At 70.4% G+C, this 16,633-nt stretch carries 10 protein-coding genes; 3 read left to right on the top strand and 7 right to left on the bottom strand.

What is annotated here, in order from left to right:
- Positions 1 to 18 precede the first annotated feature (18 nt).
- A complete protein-coding gene (locus HNR73_RS20925; protein ID WP_184789259.1) occupies positions 19 to 5,199 on the top strand; it encodes a pentapeptide repeat-containing protein in 5,181 nt (1,726 codons plus the stop codon).
- Here HNR73_RS20925 and HNR73_RS20930 read toward each other — a convergent pair.
- Positions 5,196 to 6,728 carry an MFS transporter gene (locus tag HNR73_RS20930; RefSeq protein ID WP_239122047.1) on the bottom strand — a complete coding sequence of 511 codons (1,533 nt, stop codon included), beginning with the start codon at positions 6,726 to 6,728 and terminating at the stop codon, positions 5,196 to 5,198. The two genes, HNR73_RS20925 and HNR73_RS20930, sit on opposite strands and share 4 nt — an antisense overlap.
- A gap of 66 nt (positions 6,729 to 6,794) precedes the next feature.
- On the opposite strand from HNR73_RS20930, the gene HNR73_RS20935 reads away from it, so the two are divergent.
- A complete protein-coding gene (locus HNR73_RS20935) occupies positions 6,795 to 7,466 on the top strand; it encodes a TetR/AcrR family transcriptional regulator (protein WP_184789260.1) in 672 nt (223 codons plus the stop codon).
- Between the two features lie 118 nt (positions 7,467 to 7,584).
- On the opposite strand, the gene HNR73_RS20940 is transcribed toward HNR73_RS20935, so the two are convergent.
- From HNR73_RS20940 to HNR73_RS20960, 5 genes are all read right to left on the bottom strand, one after another.
- A complete protein-coding gene (locus tag HNR73_RS20940) occupies positions 7,585 to 8,160 on the bottom strand; it encodes a hypothetical protein (protein ID WP_184789261.1) in 576 nt (191 codons plus the stop codon).
- Positions 8,157 to 9,377: a hypothetical protein gene (locus HNR73_RS20945; protein ID WP_184789262.1), complete on the bottom strand. Its 1,221-nt coding sequence runs from the start codon at positions 9,375 to 9,377 to the stop codon at positions 8,157 to 8,159. Before HNR73_RS20945 ends, HNR73_RS20940 begins: the two co-directional genes overlap by 4 nt.
- 193 nt (positions 9,378 to 9,570) lie before the next feature.
- Positions 9,571 to 11,451, bottom strand: a complete 1,881-nt coding sequence (locus HNR73_RS20950) for an ABC transporter ATP-binding protein (RefSeq protein WP_239122051.1) — start codon at positions 11,449 to 11,451, stop codon at positions 9,571 to 9,573.
- A gap of 2 nt (positions 11,452 to 11,453) precedes the next feature.
- Entirely contained in the window at positions 11,454 to 13,247 is a 1,794-nt protein-coding gene (locus HNR73_RS20955; protein ID WP_184789264.1) for an ABC transporter ATP-binding protein, read from the bottom strand.
- A gap of 177 nt (positions 13,248 to 13,424) precedes the next feature.
- Complete coding sequence (locus tag HNR73_RS20960; RefSeq protein ID WP_239122048.1) at positions 13,425 to 14,156, bottom strand: TIGR03089 family protein; 732 nt, start codon at positions 14,154 to 14,156, stop codon at positions 13,425 to 13,427.
- Positions 14,157 to 14,247: 91 nt separating this feature from the next.
- Here HNR73_RS20960 and HNR73_RS20965 point away from each other — a divergent pair, with 91 nt between their 5' ends.
- A complete protein-coding gene (locus HNR73_RS20965; protein ID WP_184789265.1) occupies positions 14,248 to 15,405 on the top strand; it encodes a glycosyltransferase family 4 protein in 1,158 nt (385 codons plus the stop codon).
- A gap of 52 nt (positions 15,406 to 15,457) precedes the next feature.
- Here HNR73_RS20965 and HNR73_RS20970 read toward each other — a convergent pair whose 3' ends face one another.
- On the bottom strand, positions 15,458 to 15,595 hold the full coding sequence (locus HNR73_RS20970) for a hypothetical protein (protein WP_184789266.1): 138 nt from the start codon (positions 15,593 to 15,595) through the stop codon (positions 15,458 to 15,460).
- Positions 15,596 to 16,633 lie beyond the last annotated feature (1,038 nt).

The raw sequence follows: 16,633 nt of genomic DNA on the forward strand, positions 1-16,633 counted from the left end.
AGGCGTGGAAGGGGACGCATGGGGGCCGAGCGAGCGGTGGCGAGGATCCTGCGCGCCGACGGGAGAACGGCGGGACTGGGATTCCTGGTCGCGGGCGGACGGCTCGTCACGTGCGCGCACGTGGTGAACACCGCGCTCGGCAGGGGTCGCCGGGAGACGGACCGTCCGGAAGGGACGGTCCGGCTGCGGTTCGCCTTCGCCCCTGCGGAAGACCAGACCGCGACGGTCACGGCCTGGGGCCCCGGCGAAAGCTGGACCCCGGACGTCGACCTGGCGATCCTCGCACTCACCGGCGCACCCCCTCCGGACCTGCCGAGTCTCACCATGGCCGCCGCCATGCCGGAGTCGAGCGCGCGGGTACAGCTGTGCGGACCCGACGGCGAGGACCGCGTCAAGCACGTCGCCGGGACGCTGCTCGGCGCCACCGGACGCGGGCTGCGGCAGATCGACCAGTCCCGTTCCGGTGCGCACCAGGCGTCCGCGGGCTTCAGCGGCGGACCGGTGTGGCTGGCCGGAAACGGCGATGTCGTCGGCGTCATGCGGGCGGCTCGCGGTGACGAGGGCATCGACGTCGACTGCCTGGAACCGGGATGGGTGCGGGAGAACCTGCGGCCGCGGAAGCCCGCCGGCGTCGTCGACGTCCTGCAGATCGGCCCGCTTCGGCTGGACGAGGACACGGCGGCGCAACGGATCGAGAGCCTGTGCGCGGAGGTCGCGGCGACCTGCGCCGGAAGCGACCTCGCGCCCGACGCGATCGTGTTCTGCGGCGATCTGACGGCGAACGCGAGGCTGGCGGAGTACCGCCGTGTCGCCGAGCTCGTCGTCAGACTGACCGGCCTTCTCGGGCTGCCCGAGGGCCGCGTGCTGACCGTTCCCGGGCCCGGTGATGTCAACAAGGCCATGTGTGAGTCGCACTTCATGGAGCAGGCTGCCATGGAGGCCGAACCGGTGCCGCCGTACTGGAAGAAGTGGCACCAGTACTCGGCGCTCCTGTCCGAACTGGACGGTGAGCCGCTCGACCGGGCTCTACCGTGGCGGCTGCTGGCGATTCCCGAACTGGAACTCGTCGTCGCCGGACTCAACGCGACCATGGCGCGGTCACATCTCCCGCAGGACGCTCGCACGGAGTTCGGGCCGGGCCAGTTCGCCTGGTTCGCCGGGCAGCTCGCCGACGCGCGATACGCGGGCTGGAAACGGATCGCGGTCGCCCACGACACCGTCGCCGAGTCGGAGCGGGCGGAGTTCACGCGGCTGTTCGCCGGAAGACTGGACCTGCTGCTGACCGCCGCACCCGAGGCCGAGGACCTCGGCGAGGTCCGCGTCGTGGCTCCGGTGGGCGATTTCCGGATCCTGCGGCTGGTCAAGGAGGCCGGTGAGAACATCACCGAGGTCGGCGACACGTTCGTTCTCGGACGGCAGGCGCAGATCGCCCCCGCGCCCGCGCGCGTCACCGAGGACCCGTTCATCGAACGGGTGATCACCGCGCTGGAGTTCGAGTACCCCGACGCCTGGTTGCGGCCGGTCACGCACCTGCCGGTTCCGTTCGTGCGGGTCGTCAACCGTTACCGCAGCGGCGATCGGCTCATCCCGAGCTACGAGCTGCTGGTCGGCGTGGAACCTCGTGAGGCGACCGTCGAGCGGATCGGGGAGTTCAGCCGCCTGGTGGACGGGTTCCGCGTTCCGGGGGTGAAGTCGGTGCACCCCTTCGTCTACTTCGGACGGCTGGCCTCCGAGGAGGCGCAGGCTTTCGGGCGGCTGCACCAGATCTTGCCGCAGAGCTTCCACGAGTTCCAGTTCAAATGGGATCCGCGGCATTTCACGGCGTGGCAGCTGGCGCAGTTGGACGCCGACGGCCGCTATCCGGCCGATCTGTACATTCCGCAACGGTTCACGGAGTTCGGGCACGGCGATGTGCGGCATGGGCCGAGGGTCGGCCTGACCGAGCGGCTGCTGGACTGGTTCGGGGAGGACCGCTCGCACCTGATCGTGGTGCTGGGCAACGCGGGCGCGGGCAAGACCTTCTTCATGCGGACCCTGGCGCGGGCGATGTCGGCCACCGAGGGCGCGCCGACGCCGGTCTACCTCCAGTTGCGGGACCTGGAGCGGATGCCGCTGCTGGACGAACTGGTCGCGAGGCAGTTCGCGAAGGCCCGCGAACACCGCCTGCCGGTCGACCACTTCAACTACTACCTGCGCGAAGGGCGGATCGCGCTGCTGCTGGACGGTCTCGACGAGCTGACCGTGCAGGGCGGCTGGGACAGGGCGGTCCGCCATCTCACCGAGATCCGCCAGAAGGTCACCGGCAAGGCGATGATCGTGGTGACGGCCCGCGACGAGGAGTTCCTGTCGCATCGGGAGATCGAGCGGGTGCTGCGGGAAGGCACGGGGTCGATCGGGCGCCGGGCCTTCAAGATCGAGGACTTCTCGCAGAGCCAGATCGAGCGCTTCCTCAAGCACCGGCTCGGTAGCGCGGAGGCCGCTCGCGAGCGCATGGACCTGCTGTCGAGTCTCGGCCCGATCCCCGACGTGGCGCGCAATCCGCGCATGCTGTCGTTCATCGCCGAGATCGACGCCGACCGGCTGGTCCGCGCGCGGGACGCCAGCGTCGCCGGGCTGATCACCTCGGCGGAGCTGTATCGGCAGGTGATCGAGCAGTGGAAGGACCGCGAGGAGGAGCGGCTGCGCCGTGACGACGAGCTGCCCGCACTGGATCGGGAGCAGTTGTGGTCGGCGGTGAGCCGGCTCGCGGTGAACCTCTGGCGGAGCGGACGGGAACGTCTGACGGTCGAGGAACTGGGTGACACCGCCGAGTTGCTGTCCCATGTGGATGCCGATGCGCAGGTGCACCAGATCAGTTCGGGGAGTCTGCTGATCCGCTACGAGGACGACCGGCTCGGTTTCATCCACCGCTCGATTCAGGAGTGGTTCCTGGCCGAGGCGATCGTCAACGACGAGGACGTGGCGGACGCCCTGGCCGCGCAACGGTTGTCGGATCAGGCGGCCAGGTTCGTGGCGGAGATGCGGCCGGACGTGGGGTTGCGAGCACCGGCGGGTTGGGGGGTGGAGGATCCGAGGGTCGGTGTCTTCCAGAGCAACGCGGGAAGTGTGAGCATCCACCTGCCACCTCGGCTGAGCACGCCCGACGCGCCGATCCTCGACTACACCGAGGCCGAGTTGACCGGGTGGGACGCGAGCCGGGTGGATGTCAGGGGCACGAGCTTTCAGGGGGCTCGGCTGGTCAATGCGGACTTCCGCGGGAAGGACTTGACCAGGGCCAACTTCACCGACGCGGTTCTGCACGGTGCCGACTTCTCCGGTGCGATCCTGCACGGCGCGATCCTCAGAGGAGACTTGTCCGGCGCGAAGCTTGTGGGCGCGGACCTGGCGGGCGCCGATGTGAGCGGCGCGAAGCTGAACCACGCGGCTCTGACCAACGCGAAGGTCGCCCCCGGACAGCTGGCGCGGGCGGAGACCTTCGGAGCGGCGCTGCCGGGCGTGCGGCCCGTTGCAGAGGTTCGGCCTTTCGCCCCCGGCGCGGTCGCGGCGGCGAATCCGCCCGGGACGGTCCAGGCCACCGGCAACGAACACGGCTGGATCCATCTGTGGTCGCTACCGGGGCTGCGTCCGATCCGGGGCTGGCGAGCGCTACCCGGTGAAGTCCGCGCGCTGGAGTGGTCCGCCGACGGATCCCACATCCTGACCGGTGGCGCCGGGCCGCTGAGCTGCTGGGAACCGGACGGCTCCCTCGCGTGGACGATGGGCGACAACTACGGCGATGTCCACCGGCTCTCCTGGAACTCGGCCGACGGCCGGATCGCCTGCACGACGGGCGCCAACGGACGCCTCGACGTCATCGACCGCGATCTGGAGGTCGTCCAGGACCCGTATCGGCTGCGCGCCATGGAGATCGCCGACGTCGCCTGGTCGCCGGACGGCTCGACCCTCGCCGTCGCCCCGGTCTTCAGCGAGGCACTGTTGCTGGGCACGGGCCCGAGGCTGAAGCGACACGCCTTCAGTGAGGTCGCCGCCCCTCTCCAGTCCCTCACCTGGTCGCAGGACTCGACGTCCATCGTGATCCAGGCGGGCGATCACACGATCGAGCTGGACCTCGCCTCGATGACCGGCGAGTACGGCCGCCACCCGTCCAGTCGCGGTTTCGAGGACACTCGGGGCGGGCACGAGCAGAAATCGATCCGCTCGGCCGCGTGGTCCCCTGACGGCACCGAAATCGCGTCCGCCGACGAGCACGGCCGCCTCTTGGTCTGGAAACCGCGGACCGGTGTGGCCGGTACGGTCCGCGAACGGGCGGCCTCCCGCGTTCTCCTGGACTGGTCACCCGACGGGAAACGTCTGGTCACGGTCGATCTGGACGGACGTCTCCGCAGCCTCTCCCGGGATGTCGCGGCACCGAGTGCGGTGCTCGACCGTCGCGAGTCGCTCTACGCCGTGCGCTCGTCCCCGAACGGCGAGAGCATCGCGACCGGCAAGGACGGCGGAGTCGAGCTGTACAGCGCCTCAACGCTGGCCCCGATCATGAGCTGGCGGCGCGGTGGCCGTGTCGCCGATCTTTGCTGGATCAGCCAGAACACGCTGGTCGTCGCGAATCGCAATGAGGTCTCCTGGCTGACAGTCGACGGCGGAACGAGGTGGCATACGACCTTCGCCACTGTTCCCACCGCCCTGCGACGTCGCCCCTACGACGCCCGTGTCCTCGCTGCCACGAGCGACGGGATGGTCTTCGCGCTGAATCCTGAGGACGGCGAGGTGGCGGCGGGCTGGAACGCCCACAACGGCCCGATCCGCAGCCTCTCCCACTCCCCGACCCGTGTCCTCCTCGCCACTGGCGGCGACGACGGCACGGTCAAGCTCTGGCGTGGCAACCACCTCCAGCACGAGTGGACCGCGCACGAAGGCCGCGTCACCGCACTCGACTACTCCCCCGACGGGCGTCACCTCCTCAGCGCCGGGGACGACGGCGTCCTGCGCATCTGGGAAGGCGTCACCGGCGAGCCGGTCACGACGCTGGTTCCGCTGGACGACGGCGGTTCGGCGGCGTTCACCGACAAGGGCTTCAAACTCCTCGGGGACCTCAACGGCGAGTTCTGGTACGCGTCGGGCCAGGTCGCGCTCGATCCTCTCGATCTGGCCCGATACGGCGATCTGCGGCGGCTGGGCGAGGACGAACCCCTCTGGGACTAACCCTTCCGCGCCCGGAGCCCCATCATCCCCAGCCCCGCCGCGACCGCCAGGACCACCGTCGCCACGACCGCGTACAGCTGGAATCCCGAGCCGACCGCGTCCCGCACGGCTTCGAGCAGGGCAAGTCCCCACGGCTCCGCCGTGTCGGCCGCGGCGGCGCCGTCGTGGACGCTGTCGAGGGCCGCGTCGGCGGCTTCCGGGGGCGTGGCGGGCGGGATGGCGTTCTCCAGCACGGTCCGGTAGACGACCACCGAGACCGCCCCGCCCACGGCGATTCCCATCGCCGTGCCGAGTTCGCCGCCGACCTCCTGGGCGGCGGCGGCCGAACCGGCCTGCTCGGCGGGTGCGGTGGAGATGATCAGGTCGCTGATGAACACGACCGCCGCCCCGAACCCGAAGCCCGTGATCGACAGGGCACCGATGATGACCGCGAGCGGTGCCCCCGCGGACGTCACCACGGCGACGGCGGCCGCGCCGATCGCCGCGACGGCGAGCCCACCCGCGACCACAGTGGACGGTCGCAGTCGGCGGGTGAGGACCGGGGCGAGCATGGATCCGGCGATGTTGACCGCGATGAACGGCAGTGTCCACAGCCCGGCCGCCAGCGGTGACAGGCCCGCCGACCACTGTGTGTACTGCGTGAACAGGTAGAACAGGCCGCTGACACCGATGCCGCAGGCGATCAGGAGCGCCAGGGCGGTCGCGGTCGGGCGGTTCGCCAGGAGTTTCAGGTCGAACAGCGGCTCGGGCAGGCGCCGCTGGCGGCGGACGAAGACGGCGAGGATCAGCAGTCCGACGGCGACGGCGGCCAGGTCGAGCGCGACGTTGCCGGAGTGCCCGGCGGCCAGCTCCTGCACGCCGTAGACGACGGCGAGCACGCCGGTGACCGACAGGGCGATGCTCGGGACGTCGAGCCGGATCCGCCCGGTGCCGCGGCGATCGGGCAGCAGGAAGGGCCCGGTGAGGACGAGCAGCGCCATCGGCGGCAGGTTGATCAGGAAGACCGAGCCCCACCAGAAACTCTCCAGCAGCGCGCCGCCGATGAGCGGGCCGACGGCACCGCCGACGGAGAAGGCGCTGATCATCGTCGCGATGGCCAGCCGGCGCTGGCGTTCGTCGTCGAACATGAGGCGCAGCAGGGAGAAGAGCGACGGCATGAGGGTCGCGCCGGCGATGCCCATGAGGGCCCGGGCGGCGATGAGCGTGCTCGCGTCGGGCGCGAGGGCCGCCGCGGCCGACAGCAGCGCGAAGGCGACCGAGCCGATCAGCAGCAGGCGCCGGGGGCCGACGCGGTCGCCGAGTCGGCCCATGGTGATGAGGAACCCGGCGATCAGGAAGCCGTAGACGTGCACGATCCACAGGGCCTGCGTCGCGGTGGGATCGAGGTCGGCGCTGATGCTCGGCATCGCGAAGAACAGCACGGTCAGGTCGGTGGAGAGCATCAGCATGGGCAGGACGAGCAGGGTGAGGCCGAGCCATTCGCGGCGGGTCGCGCGGCGGACGCGCGTGTCCTCGTCGGGGCGGTTCACGGTCCGGGTCCTTCCGGGCGAGTTACATTACATGTCGTAACGTAATGCTAGGTCTAACATGGAAGGATGTCCAGCCGACGTGTGGCGGCTCCTGAGCGCTCCGGCGGCGGGAGGCCCCGCGACCCCTACATCGACGAGGCCGTCCTCAGCGCGGCCCTGAGCGTCCTGAGCGAGGCGGGCTATCACGGCCTCAGCCTGGAAGAGGTCGCCCGGCGCGCGGGCACCTCGCGCCCGGCGATCTACCGTCGCTGGCCCGGCCGCACCCACCTCGCGCTCGCGGCCATCGCCTCCCGCCTCAACGTGCCCGCGCCCCCCGACGCGGGCTGCACGCTCTGCGATCTCGCCGAGGGCTTCAACGTCTTTCTCAGCGCCTACCGCACCATCCGGCCGGACGTGCTCAGCTCGCTGTACGCCGACTGTGCCGCCGATCCCGAGCTGCGCGGGCGCTACCTGGACACGGTCATCGAACCGTCCCGCCGGGCGGTGGGCCGCACCATCGAGAAGGCCATCGCGCGCGGTGACCTGCGTCCGGACACCGACGCCTCACTGCTGCTGGACCTGGTGGCCTCGCTGGTCTACTACCGCTCGCTGTTCGCCGACGACCACATGTCCGACGCCGAGGCGGAGAAGGCGATCGAGGCACTGCTGAGGGGCGCGGCGGTCGACTACGACGGACTGCTGGCACACGCCATGGCAGCGGAGGGGCACGAGGTCCCGCACGGGCACGAGGAGGGCTAGGCGGTCTCGCGCACGGCCTAGGCCTAGATCGTGTACTTGGCCGTGCGGCTGCCTGGAGAGTCTCACGGAAGGCCAACGACGAAGGCCGTTTCGGGCCTTGCGCGGAACCTGAGCCGCCCTACCCCTCGGCCTCCTCGTCCAGAAAGGACAACATCTCCTCGATCAACTCGGCGAGCTCCGTCTCCAGTGGACGCCGTGCCTCGATCGCGTCGCGCAGCCCCGGCCACGCCTGGAACGCCGGGGCGGTGCGCAGCGCCGCCGCCCGTACGACGAACTCGGGGTGTTCCAGGGCGCGGGTGAGCGTCGTGGGGAGGCGCGGGTCGCCCGCGGTGGCGGCGCCGAGTTCGGTCAGGGCGTAGAGGCCCGCCAGGATCCGGCGGGGTTCGGCCGCGGTGGCGTCGGCGAAGATCTCGTCGACGGTCCGGTGGTCGAGCAGGGTGTCCAGCGCCGTGGCGACCGGGCCGCCGGGCTCCTCACCGGTGATCACGACCGTGCGCAGGGCGTGCGGGTAGAACTCCAGCAGGTGCACCTGGACGGCGGCTCCGGCCGACCAGCTGAGCCGGCGGGAGTCGTGGTGGCGGCGGGGTTCGTCGGCGATCCTCGGCCAGCCTTCGGCGGCGGCGAGGTCGTGGAGTGGCGTCGCGGGGGCGCCGGCGCGGAGGACCCGCCGCCAATGGGAACTCGCGATGGTCACTCGTCCTCCTCCTCGTCGTCTTCGTCATAGGGCTCGGTCCCGGTCTGGCCGGGGAAGGCGTCTCTGTGCCTCATCTGTTCGGGGAAGCCGCCCATGCGCTGGACGCGTGCGCACATGTCGGTGAGTTGTTCGGAGGTGCCGGTCAGCAGGAGTTCGTCGCAGAGGAACTGGAGGTTGTACTGGAGGGCGGCGTCCCACAGGGCGGCGTGCACGACGTGGCTCGGATGGGCGGCCCATCGGCGCAGGCCGGTCAGTTTGTCGAAGTCGCCGTCCCAGAGCGCGGCGAGGACGCGCAGGAGACCGGCGATCTCGGCGGGGTTCCCGGCGGCGGCGAGGTCGGCTTCGAGGTCGGGGACGTCGGCCCACACGAAGCCGTCCATGGCGCAGGCGACGTCGGGCGGGAGGTCGAGCGGAAGGCGGGTCTCGTTGTGCGCGTTGGACCGTTCCATGGCCTCCAGGTGCGGGCTGGGACGGTAGCGGACGGACAGGACGAAGAGGTCGCGCTGGTGGACTTCGAGGGTGAAGTGAGAGCCGGAGTGCTTGGTGCGCCAGGACTGCGACCATGGCCGGCCGGGGTCGTGGATGGAGGCGGTGTCGCTCTGGAAGGCCGACATGGCGAGCATCCCGGTGCCTTCGGGAAGTGTTTTGGGCCAGGGATCGTCGAGGTGTCCGCTGCACCAGGCCCCGAAGTCGAGCATGCGGTTGAAGGTCATCGCGCGTTCGAGGTCGCGCATGTCGCCGATCTCGTGGCGGTAACCGATGAAGACGCGCAGTTCGCGGGTCAGGTCGACGCGCGTGAGGCCGGGCGAGGGGTAGTGGTGCTCGACGGCGGCGATGGCGGATTCCCCTGTGCCGAGGGGCATCCAGCTGAAGGGATGGAAGTCCCGGGAGGGAGCGAGCCAGAGCCGCCCGGCGGGTCCGGGCTCGGCGAGCCAGTAGGCGATGGCGGGGAGCCCGTGGAGGTCGGTGACGGAGGGCCCGACGGCGACCGGGATCTTGCCTTCGGCCTCGACGGTGAACGCCCGAAGTCGTTCGTCGTCGGGCGGGCCGGTGAGGGAGTCCTCGCCGGCATACCCGGAGCGCAGTTCGGCGGCTGCCTCGACGCTGCCGTTCTGGTCGAGCCAGGTGACCCCGCGCTCGTCGAGCGCGCGGCTGTCATGAAGGTCGCGCAACCACTCGGGCCGGTCGGCGAACCAGTCGAGTTCCGTTCGGGACATGCGGATGAGGCTATCGTCCACATGCGACAGCATTCGGGCCCGAAAGCAGCGCGCCGGGCCGGTCCCCGACAACTCTGGCGCGGTGGCCGCCGAAGCCGCCCCGCCGCCTCGACCAGGTGAGTGACCACCCGGTCGAGGCGGCGGAGGCGGACTCCGTGCCCAGCGGCGCCGGCCGCGTCGTGAACGGAGCGAGCTAGACCAGCGAGTCCTGCCACTGCGCGTGCAGATCCGCGTACCTTCCGCCTCCGTCGATCAGCGTCGACGGCGGGCCGTCTTCCACGATGGTCCCCTTCTCCAGGACGAGGACCCGGTCAGCGATCTCCACTGTGGACAGCCGGTGGGCGATCACGATGGCGGTCCGGTCGGCGAGGATCGTCCGAAGCGCGCGCTGCACGAGCCTCTCGCTGGGGATGTCCAGTGAGGACGTCGCCTCGTCGAGGATGAGGACCTTGGGGTCGGCGAGGAAGGCGCGGGCGAAGGCGACGAGTTGTCGTTGGCCGGCCGAGAGGCGTCCGCCGCGTTTGCGCACGTCGGTGTCGTATCCCTCGGGGAGGCCGGTGATGAACTCGTGGGCGCCGATGGCCCTGGCGGCTTCTTCGATCTCCCGCACGGTGGCGTCGGGTTTGCCGAAGGCGATGTTCTCGCCGATGGTTCCGGCGAAGAGGAAGTTCTCCTGGGTCACCATGGCCACGGCGCGGCGGAGGTCTGGTTCGGCGACGTCGCGGAGTGAGACGCCGTCGAGGGTGACGAGACCCGCGCTGGGGTCGTAGAAGCGGGAGACGAGTTTGGCGATGGTCGTCTTGCCCGCGCCGGTGGCTCCGACGAGGGCGACGGTCTGTCCGGCCGGGATGGTGAGGTTGAAGGTCGGCAGGACGACCTTGTCCTTGTGGTACCAGAACTCGACGTCGTCGAAGCGGAGTTCGCCGCGGGGGTTCGTCAGCGGCTTGGGCTCCACGGGTTCGGGCACGTCGGGCTTCTCGTCGAGGACCCCGGCGAGTTTCTCGAAGGCGGCGTTGGCCGACTGGAGGGTGTTGTAGAACATCGAGAGTTCCTGCATCGGGTCGAAGAACCGGCGCAGGTACAGCACGAAGGCCGCGAGGACACCGACGTCGGTCTGGCCGTGCAGGACCCGGTATCCGCCGTAGGCGAGTACGAGGGCCGTCGTGGCGTTCCCGATTCCCTTGACGCCGCCGGCGAAGAACGCCGACATGCGGTGCCCGGTGACGTTGCGGGCGCGGTTGTCCTCGTTGAGGTCGTCGAAGATGGTCTGGTTGCGGCGTTCCCGGCGGTAGGCCTGGACGGCGCGGACGCCGCCCATGGACTCCACGAAGTACACGATCACCAGGGCGATCGTTTCGCGCGTGCTGCGGTAGACGATCGCGGAGTTGACCCGGAACCAGTTGGACAGCCAGGCCATCACGGGGAACGACAGCAGCGCGACGAGCGCCAGCATCGGGTCCATCCACAGCAGGATTCCGGTGATGGTGAGGATGCTCAGCGCCGACAGGACGAGGTCGTTGAGGCCACCGTCGGCGAGTTCGCGGATGGCGTCGATGTCGCTGGTCATGCGGGCGACGACGCGGCCGGAGGTGAAGCGTTCGTGGAAGGCGATGGAGAGCCGCTGGAACTGACGGAACACCCTGGCGCGCAGGTCGAGCAGCAGTGACTGGCCGACACGGCCGCTCATGGCGAGGAAGGCGCGTTTGGTGAGGTATTCGATGAGGATGGCGACACCGAAGGTGACGCCGACGGTGATGAGGATCGTGTAGTTCTTGTTGTCGATGATCGGCGGGATGCCGGAGTCGATGCCGAACTTGACCAGGAGCGGTCCGGCCATGCCGGCGCCGTTCTGGATGAGCAGCAGGACGATGATCCAGAAGAGTGTGCGCTTGTGGGGGCGCAGCAGGGACGCGAGCAGGTTGCGGCCACGGGCCCGGAGGGCCTTGATGGAGGCGGCGTCGTCCTGTTCGGCGCTGGTGCGGTCGGCTTCTTCGGATTCGGCGATGCCGCGCCAGCGGTGGGAGTCCTTGACCGGTTTGTCGACCGGGGACGCCTTCTTCTCTTGTACGTCGATGCTCACGCGGCGGCTCCCACGGAATCGGATTCGGCGGAGAGCACCGCGCGGTAGGCGGGCGTCGACTCCAGGAGTTCGGAGTGTGTTCCGACGGCCACGATCCGGCCGTCTTCGAGGAGGGCGACCCGGTCGGCGAGGGCCACCGTGGACGGCCGGTGGACGGCGACGAGGGCGGTCGTGCCGGCCAGGACGCTGGCGAGGGCGCGTTCGACGAGTTCCTCGGTGTGCACGTCCAGCGCCGACAGGGGGTCGTCGAGGATGAGCACGGCGGGTTTGACGATGACCGCGCGGGCGAGGGCGAGTCGCTGTCGCTGTCCGCCGGACAGGGAGAGGCCCTGTTCGCCGATGCGCGTGTCGAGGCCCCAGGGGAGGTCGTAGACGAAGTCGGCCTGGGCGACCCGGAGGGCCTCCTCGATGTCGGCTTCGGTGGCCTCCTGGCGGCCGAGGGTGAGGTTCTCGCGGACGCTCATGGAGAACAGCGTCGGGTCCTCGAAGGCGGTGGCGACGTTGAGGCGCAGGCTTTCGAGGGTGAGGTCCCGTACGTCGTGACCGTCGAGCAGAACCCTCCCGGCTGTCACGTCGTACAGGCGGGGGGCCAGCGACAGCATCGTGGTCTTCCCGCAGCCGGTCACACCCGCGACGGCGAGCGTCTCGCCGGGGCGGACGTCGAGGTCGAGGCCGTCGAGGACGGTCTTGTCGGTGCCGTCGTAGGCGAAGCGGACGCCTTCGAAGCGCAGGTGCCCCTTCGCCTCCGCACGAGGGAGATCCCGCGCACCGGGCCGGTCGACGATCGCCGGTTCGGTGTCGAGGACGTCGTAGACGCGGTCGGCGGCGGTCATGGCCTCGTTGCCGTTGGCGATGATCCAGCCGAGGGCCTCGATGGGCCAGACGAGCATGAGCTGGAGCGTCACGAAGGCGACGAGTTCACCGATGGTCATCTTGTCGTTGGCGACGGCGAGGGCTCCGCCGATGAGGACCGCGGCCAGTACCAGGTTCGGGATCGCGTCGAACATGGCCCAGGAGCGGGAGAGCATCCGCACCTTGTTGATGGAGATGTCGTAGAGCTTGGCCGAGCCGCCGTCGAACTTCTCGGTGACGTGCCGGGCGCGGCCGAAGGCCTTGATGACGCGGATGCCCTGGGCGGTCTCTTCGGCGAGGTTGGCGACTTCGCCCTGCTGGTCCTGTTCGGCGCGCGAGGCGGTGATGTAGCCGCGCGCGAAGTTGCGGGACAGGAAGAACAGCGGTACCGCACTGGCGGCCACGACGAGGCCGAGGGGCCAGTAGATCTGCACCAGCTGCGCGATGACCGCGAGGTAGGTGAAGATGTTGATGACCAGGAAGATCATGCCCCAGGCGGCGAAGCGGCGGATGCGGCCGAGGTCGCCGGTGGCGCGGGAGAGCAGCTGGCCGGTCTGGAAGCGGTCGTGGAAACCGGCGTGCAGGCGCTGTACGTGCCGGTAGATGTCGCGACGGAGGTCGGCCTCCACGCCGAGGGCGACCTTTGCCTGGATGTAGCGGCGCAGCCACACCAGGAAGGCCTCACCGAGGCCGAGGGCGCCGATGATGGCGGTGAGCAGCCAGAGTCCGCTCGTGTCGCCTTCGACGACCGGGCCGTCGATGACGGCCTGGATCACGCGGGGGATCACGAGGCTGAAGACCGACGCGACGACGGCGAGGGCGAGCATCGCGATCATGCGTGGGAGGTAGGGCCGCAAATAGCTGCGAAGTCGCAACAAATTGGACAATGCGTGCCGCGCCGGACGCGGCTGAGGTTCAGGTGGGTGAGAAGAGGGCATGCGTCGTAGGTTAATCGCAGAGTCTGACTCGCTTCCTCTGGTTTTCGCCGGTCGCGGGGCCGCGAGCGGGTATGTGACCACCGAAGATAGGGAGGTAACCGCCGCTTTCGCCGCGCGCGTCCGTGACCCAACTCACCAGAATTTTCCGGCGTCAGCACCCGAAGGCTGAGACGGTCCTTACCCGACCGTTACCCGGACGGCCTTCTCGCTGGCCGCGCGGGCGTCGAGGTCGACACCGTCGGAGTTGCGGCACAGGACCACCGAACCACCCACCGCGAGGGGCGTGAGCAGCCAGTCCAGCGGGCGGAGACGGTCGCCCGCGAGGAGGATCCGGGCACCCTCGGCGACACCGAGCTCACCCGCCCGGCGCAGGCCCGCCGCGACCAGCTCGCCCTGCGTGCGCGAACCACCGCCGGGCAGCGCGACCAGCGCGGGCTCGTCGTCGCCGAGCACATTGGACGCCGCGAAATGGTCGCCGAAGTTCCGGACCTCTGTCAGAAAGTCGATAATCCCGGCGGGGGCGTCATCAAGCCGAAAAGCCATCGGCTTCAGCGAAACGCCATAGACCTCGGGGGCCTTCGGCGTGTCGCCGAAACGGTCGCTGCCGACGAAGGCGACATCGACGTCGGACTCCTCGTGCGCGACCGCCACGCCCGAACTCCAGCACCCCAGCAGCACCGCCGCCGCCAGCCAATGCGCGGGCATCGCCACGGCGGCGGTCGATCCCGGCCCCAGACCCGAACCGTCGACCAGCAGATTGGCGGTCTTGTTCGTCCAGTTCGCGACAGTCAGATACGACAACTCGACACGCTCACCGGTGGCATCGTCGTAATACGTGATGAACGGACGCGCGGCGTCACGGCCCGTAGCGGCGGCGAACATTTCCGGGATATTCACGCCCACCATCATCCGTGGTGGGGGTACATGCTTTGTCGGGCGGGTCGACTTGCGGCGTACGCTCGGAAGTTAGGAACGTCACAAACGACTCAATGAGGAGTGGATGTTGTTGTCCCGGCTGCGTGTCCTCGTCGACGCCACAGGTGTACCCGCCGACCGCGGCGGGGTTGGCAGGTACGTCGACGGACTCCTCGGCGCCCTCGTCGACGACCAGCTCTCCCTCGCCGTGGTGTGCCAGCGCACCGACGCCGAGCGCTACGGACGGCTCCTCTCGCACGCCGAGATCATCGCCGCCCCCGCCGCCGTCGCCCACCGGCCCGCCCGCCTCGCCTGGGAGCAGACCGGGCTGCCGCTGCTCGCCACGCAGGTCGGCGCCGACGTGCTGCACTCGCCCTTCTACACCTGCCCGCTGCGGGCGTCCTGCCCGGTGACGGTCACCGTCCACGACGCGACCTTCTTCACCGAGCGCGACCATTACGACAAGCCTCGCGGCACCTTCTTCCGCTCGGCCATCAAGACCTCGCTGCGCAGGGCCGCGCGGGTCGTCGTGCCCAGCAAGGCCACCCGCGATGAGCTGATCCGGCTCCTCGACGCCGACCCGGCGCGCATCGACGTGGCCTACCACGGGCTCGACCCCGAGGCCTTCCACGTGCCCTCCGAGGCCGAGTGCAGCCGCGTCGCCGCCAGGCTCGGACTGGGCAACACGACCTACGTCGCCTTCCTCGGCGTCATGGAGCCCCGCAAGAACGTCCCGAACCTGATCCGCGGCTGGGCCTCGGCGGTGGAGAACTCGCCGACGCCGCCCGCGCTGGTTCTGGCCGGCGGCTCCGGTCATGACGACGCCATCGACGCCGCCATCGCCGAAGTGCCGAGCCACCTGCGGGTCGTGCGGCCGGGGTACCTGCGCTACGCCGACCTGCCCGGCTACCTGGGCGGTGCCCTCGTGTCGGCCTATCCCTCGCACGGCGAGGGCTTCGGCCTGCCGGTCCTGGAGGCCATGGCCTGCGGGACGCCGGTGCTGACCACCCCGCGCCTGTCGCTGCCCGAGGTCGGCGGCGACGCCGTGGCCTACACCGGCGAGGAGAGCGACGAGATCGCCCGCGACCTGGAGGCGCTGCTCAACGACGAGCCGCGCCGCAAGAAGCTCGCCCAGCTCGGTGTGGAGCGCGCGAAGGAGTTCACCTGGGAGCGCAGCGCGCAGGCGCACCTGGCGACGTGGCAGAAGGTCGTCGAAGGGGTCAAGGCCGGGCGGGCCGCCTGACCGGCGCCACGAGCGACGCGCACGCCGACGAAGCGGCGAGGGCCAGGCCGAGCTAGGCGAAACCGGCGGCGGCGGCCACGAAGGCTCCGAAGCTCATCGCCGTGTTGACGCGCAAGGCCGTCGACGTTGACGGACCGCCGGTCCGCACGACCCGCGTCGCCACGGCCGCCGCGTGCGCGAGTTCGCGCACTGCCGTGCGCGCCTGGCGGTGAGTCCGGACAGCACCGGCAGCGGCAGCGTCCGGGCCCGGCGACCGGGGGCGCCGTGAGCAGCGCCAGGGGCCCGGTGACCGGGGCGCCGTGAGCAGCGCCAGGGGCCCGGCACCGGCGTTGCCCACCTGCCCACGAAGGGGTCGTGCCGGGCCGGTCCGCACGATCCGCGTCGTCACGGCCGCCGCGTGCGCGAGCCCGGGCACCGCCATGCGCGCCTGGCAGTGAGGTCCGGACAGCACCGGCAGCGACAGGGGCCCGGTGACCGGGCGTGCCATGAACAGCGCCCGAGACGCCCAGCACCGGCGTTGCCCACCTGCCCACGAAGGGGTTCGGGCCGGGCCGGTCCGCACGACCCGCGTCGCCACGGCCGCCGCGTGCGCGAGTTCGCGCACTGCCGTGCGCACCTGGCAGTGAAGCCCGGACAGCACCGGCAGCGTCCGGGCCCGGCGACCGGGGGCGCCGTGAGCAGCAACAGGGGCCTGGTGACCGGGGCGCCGTGAGCAGCGCCAGGGGCACGGCGACAGGCCCGCCACGAACAGCGCCCGGGCCGCCCGGCACCGGCGTTGCCCACCTGGCCACGAAGGGGTTCGGGCCGGACCGGTCCGCGCTCGGGAGGAGCGACGATGGCTCGCGGGTGCACCGGCCCGCCCGGGGCGCCGTTCTCGAACGGTGAATCGGATGGCCATCGCCGTCGCGGCCACGGCCGTGAGGGCCCTCTCGCGCAATCCCTCCGCAACGCGCGCCGACGACCGCCGCGGCCGAGACGGCCGTGCGGCCGCGCGCGTCCGCACGGCCGTCACCAGCGTCGCCACACTGGCGCTCGCGGCGCCTCCTAGCCAGGCCGCGCGGGGACGAGCGCGTCCGGAACCACCTAGGTCGCGCACGACCTCCCGGCCCCAGACGTTCGACCAGGGGCCCGCGTGAAACATGCGCACGTTTCACCGCGCGACCTTTCTGTCACATCCAGCCCGTATCGTGATTTTTGGGGCCCCTTTGGGGCATGCGGGGGAGTGTTC

The organism is Phytomonospora endophytica (genome assembly GCF_014202425.1).
GTDB lineage: Bacteria > Actinomycetota > Actinomycetes > Mycobacteriales > Micromonosporaceae > Phytomonospora > Phytomonospora endophytica.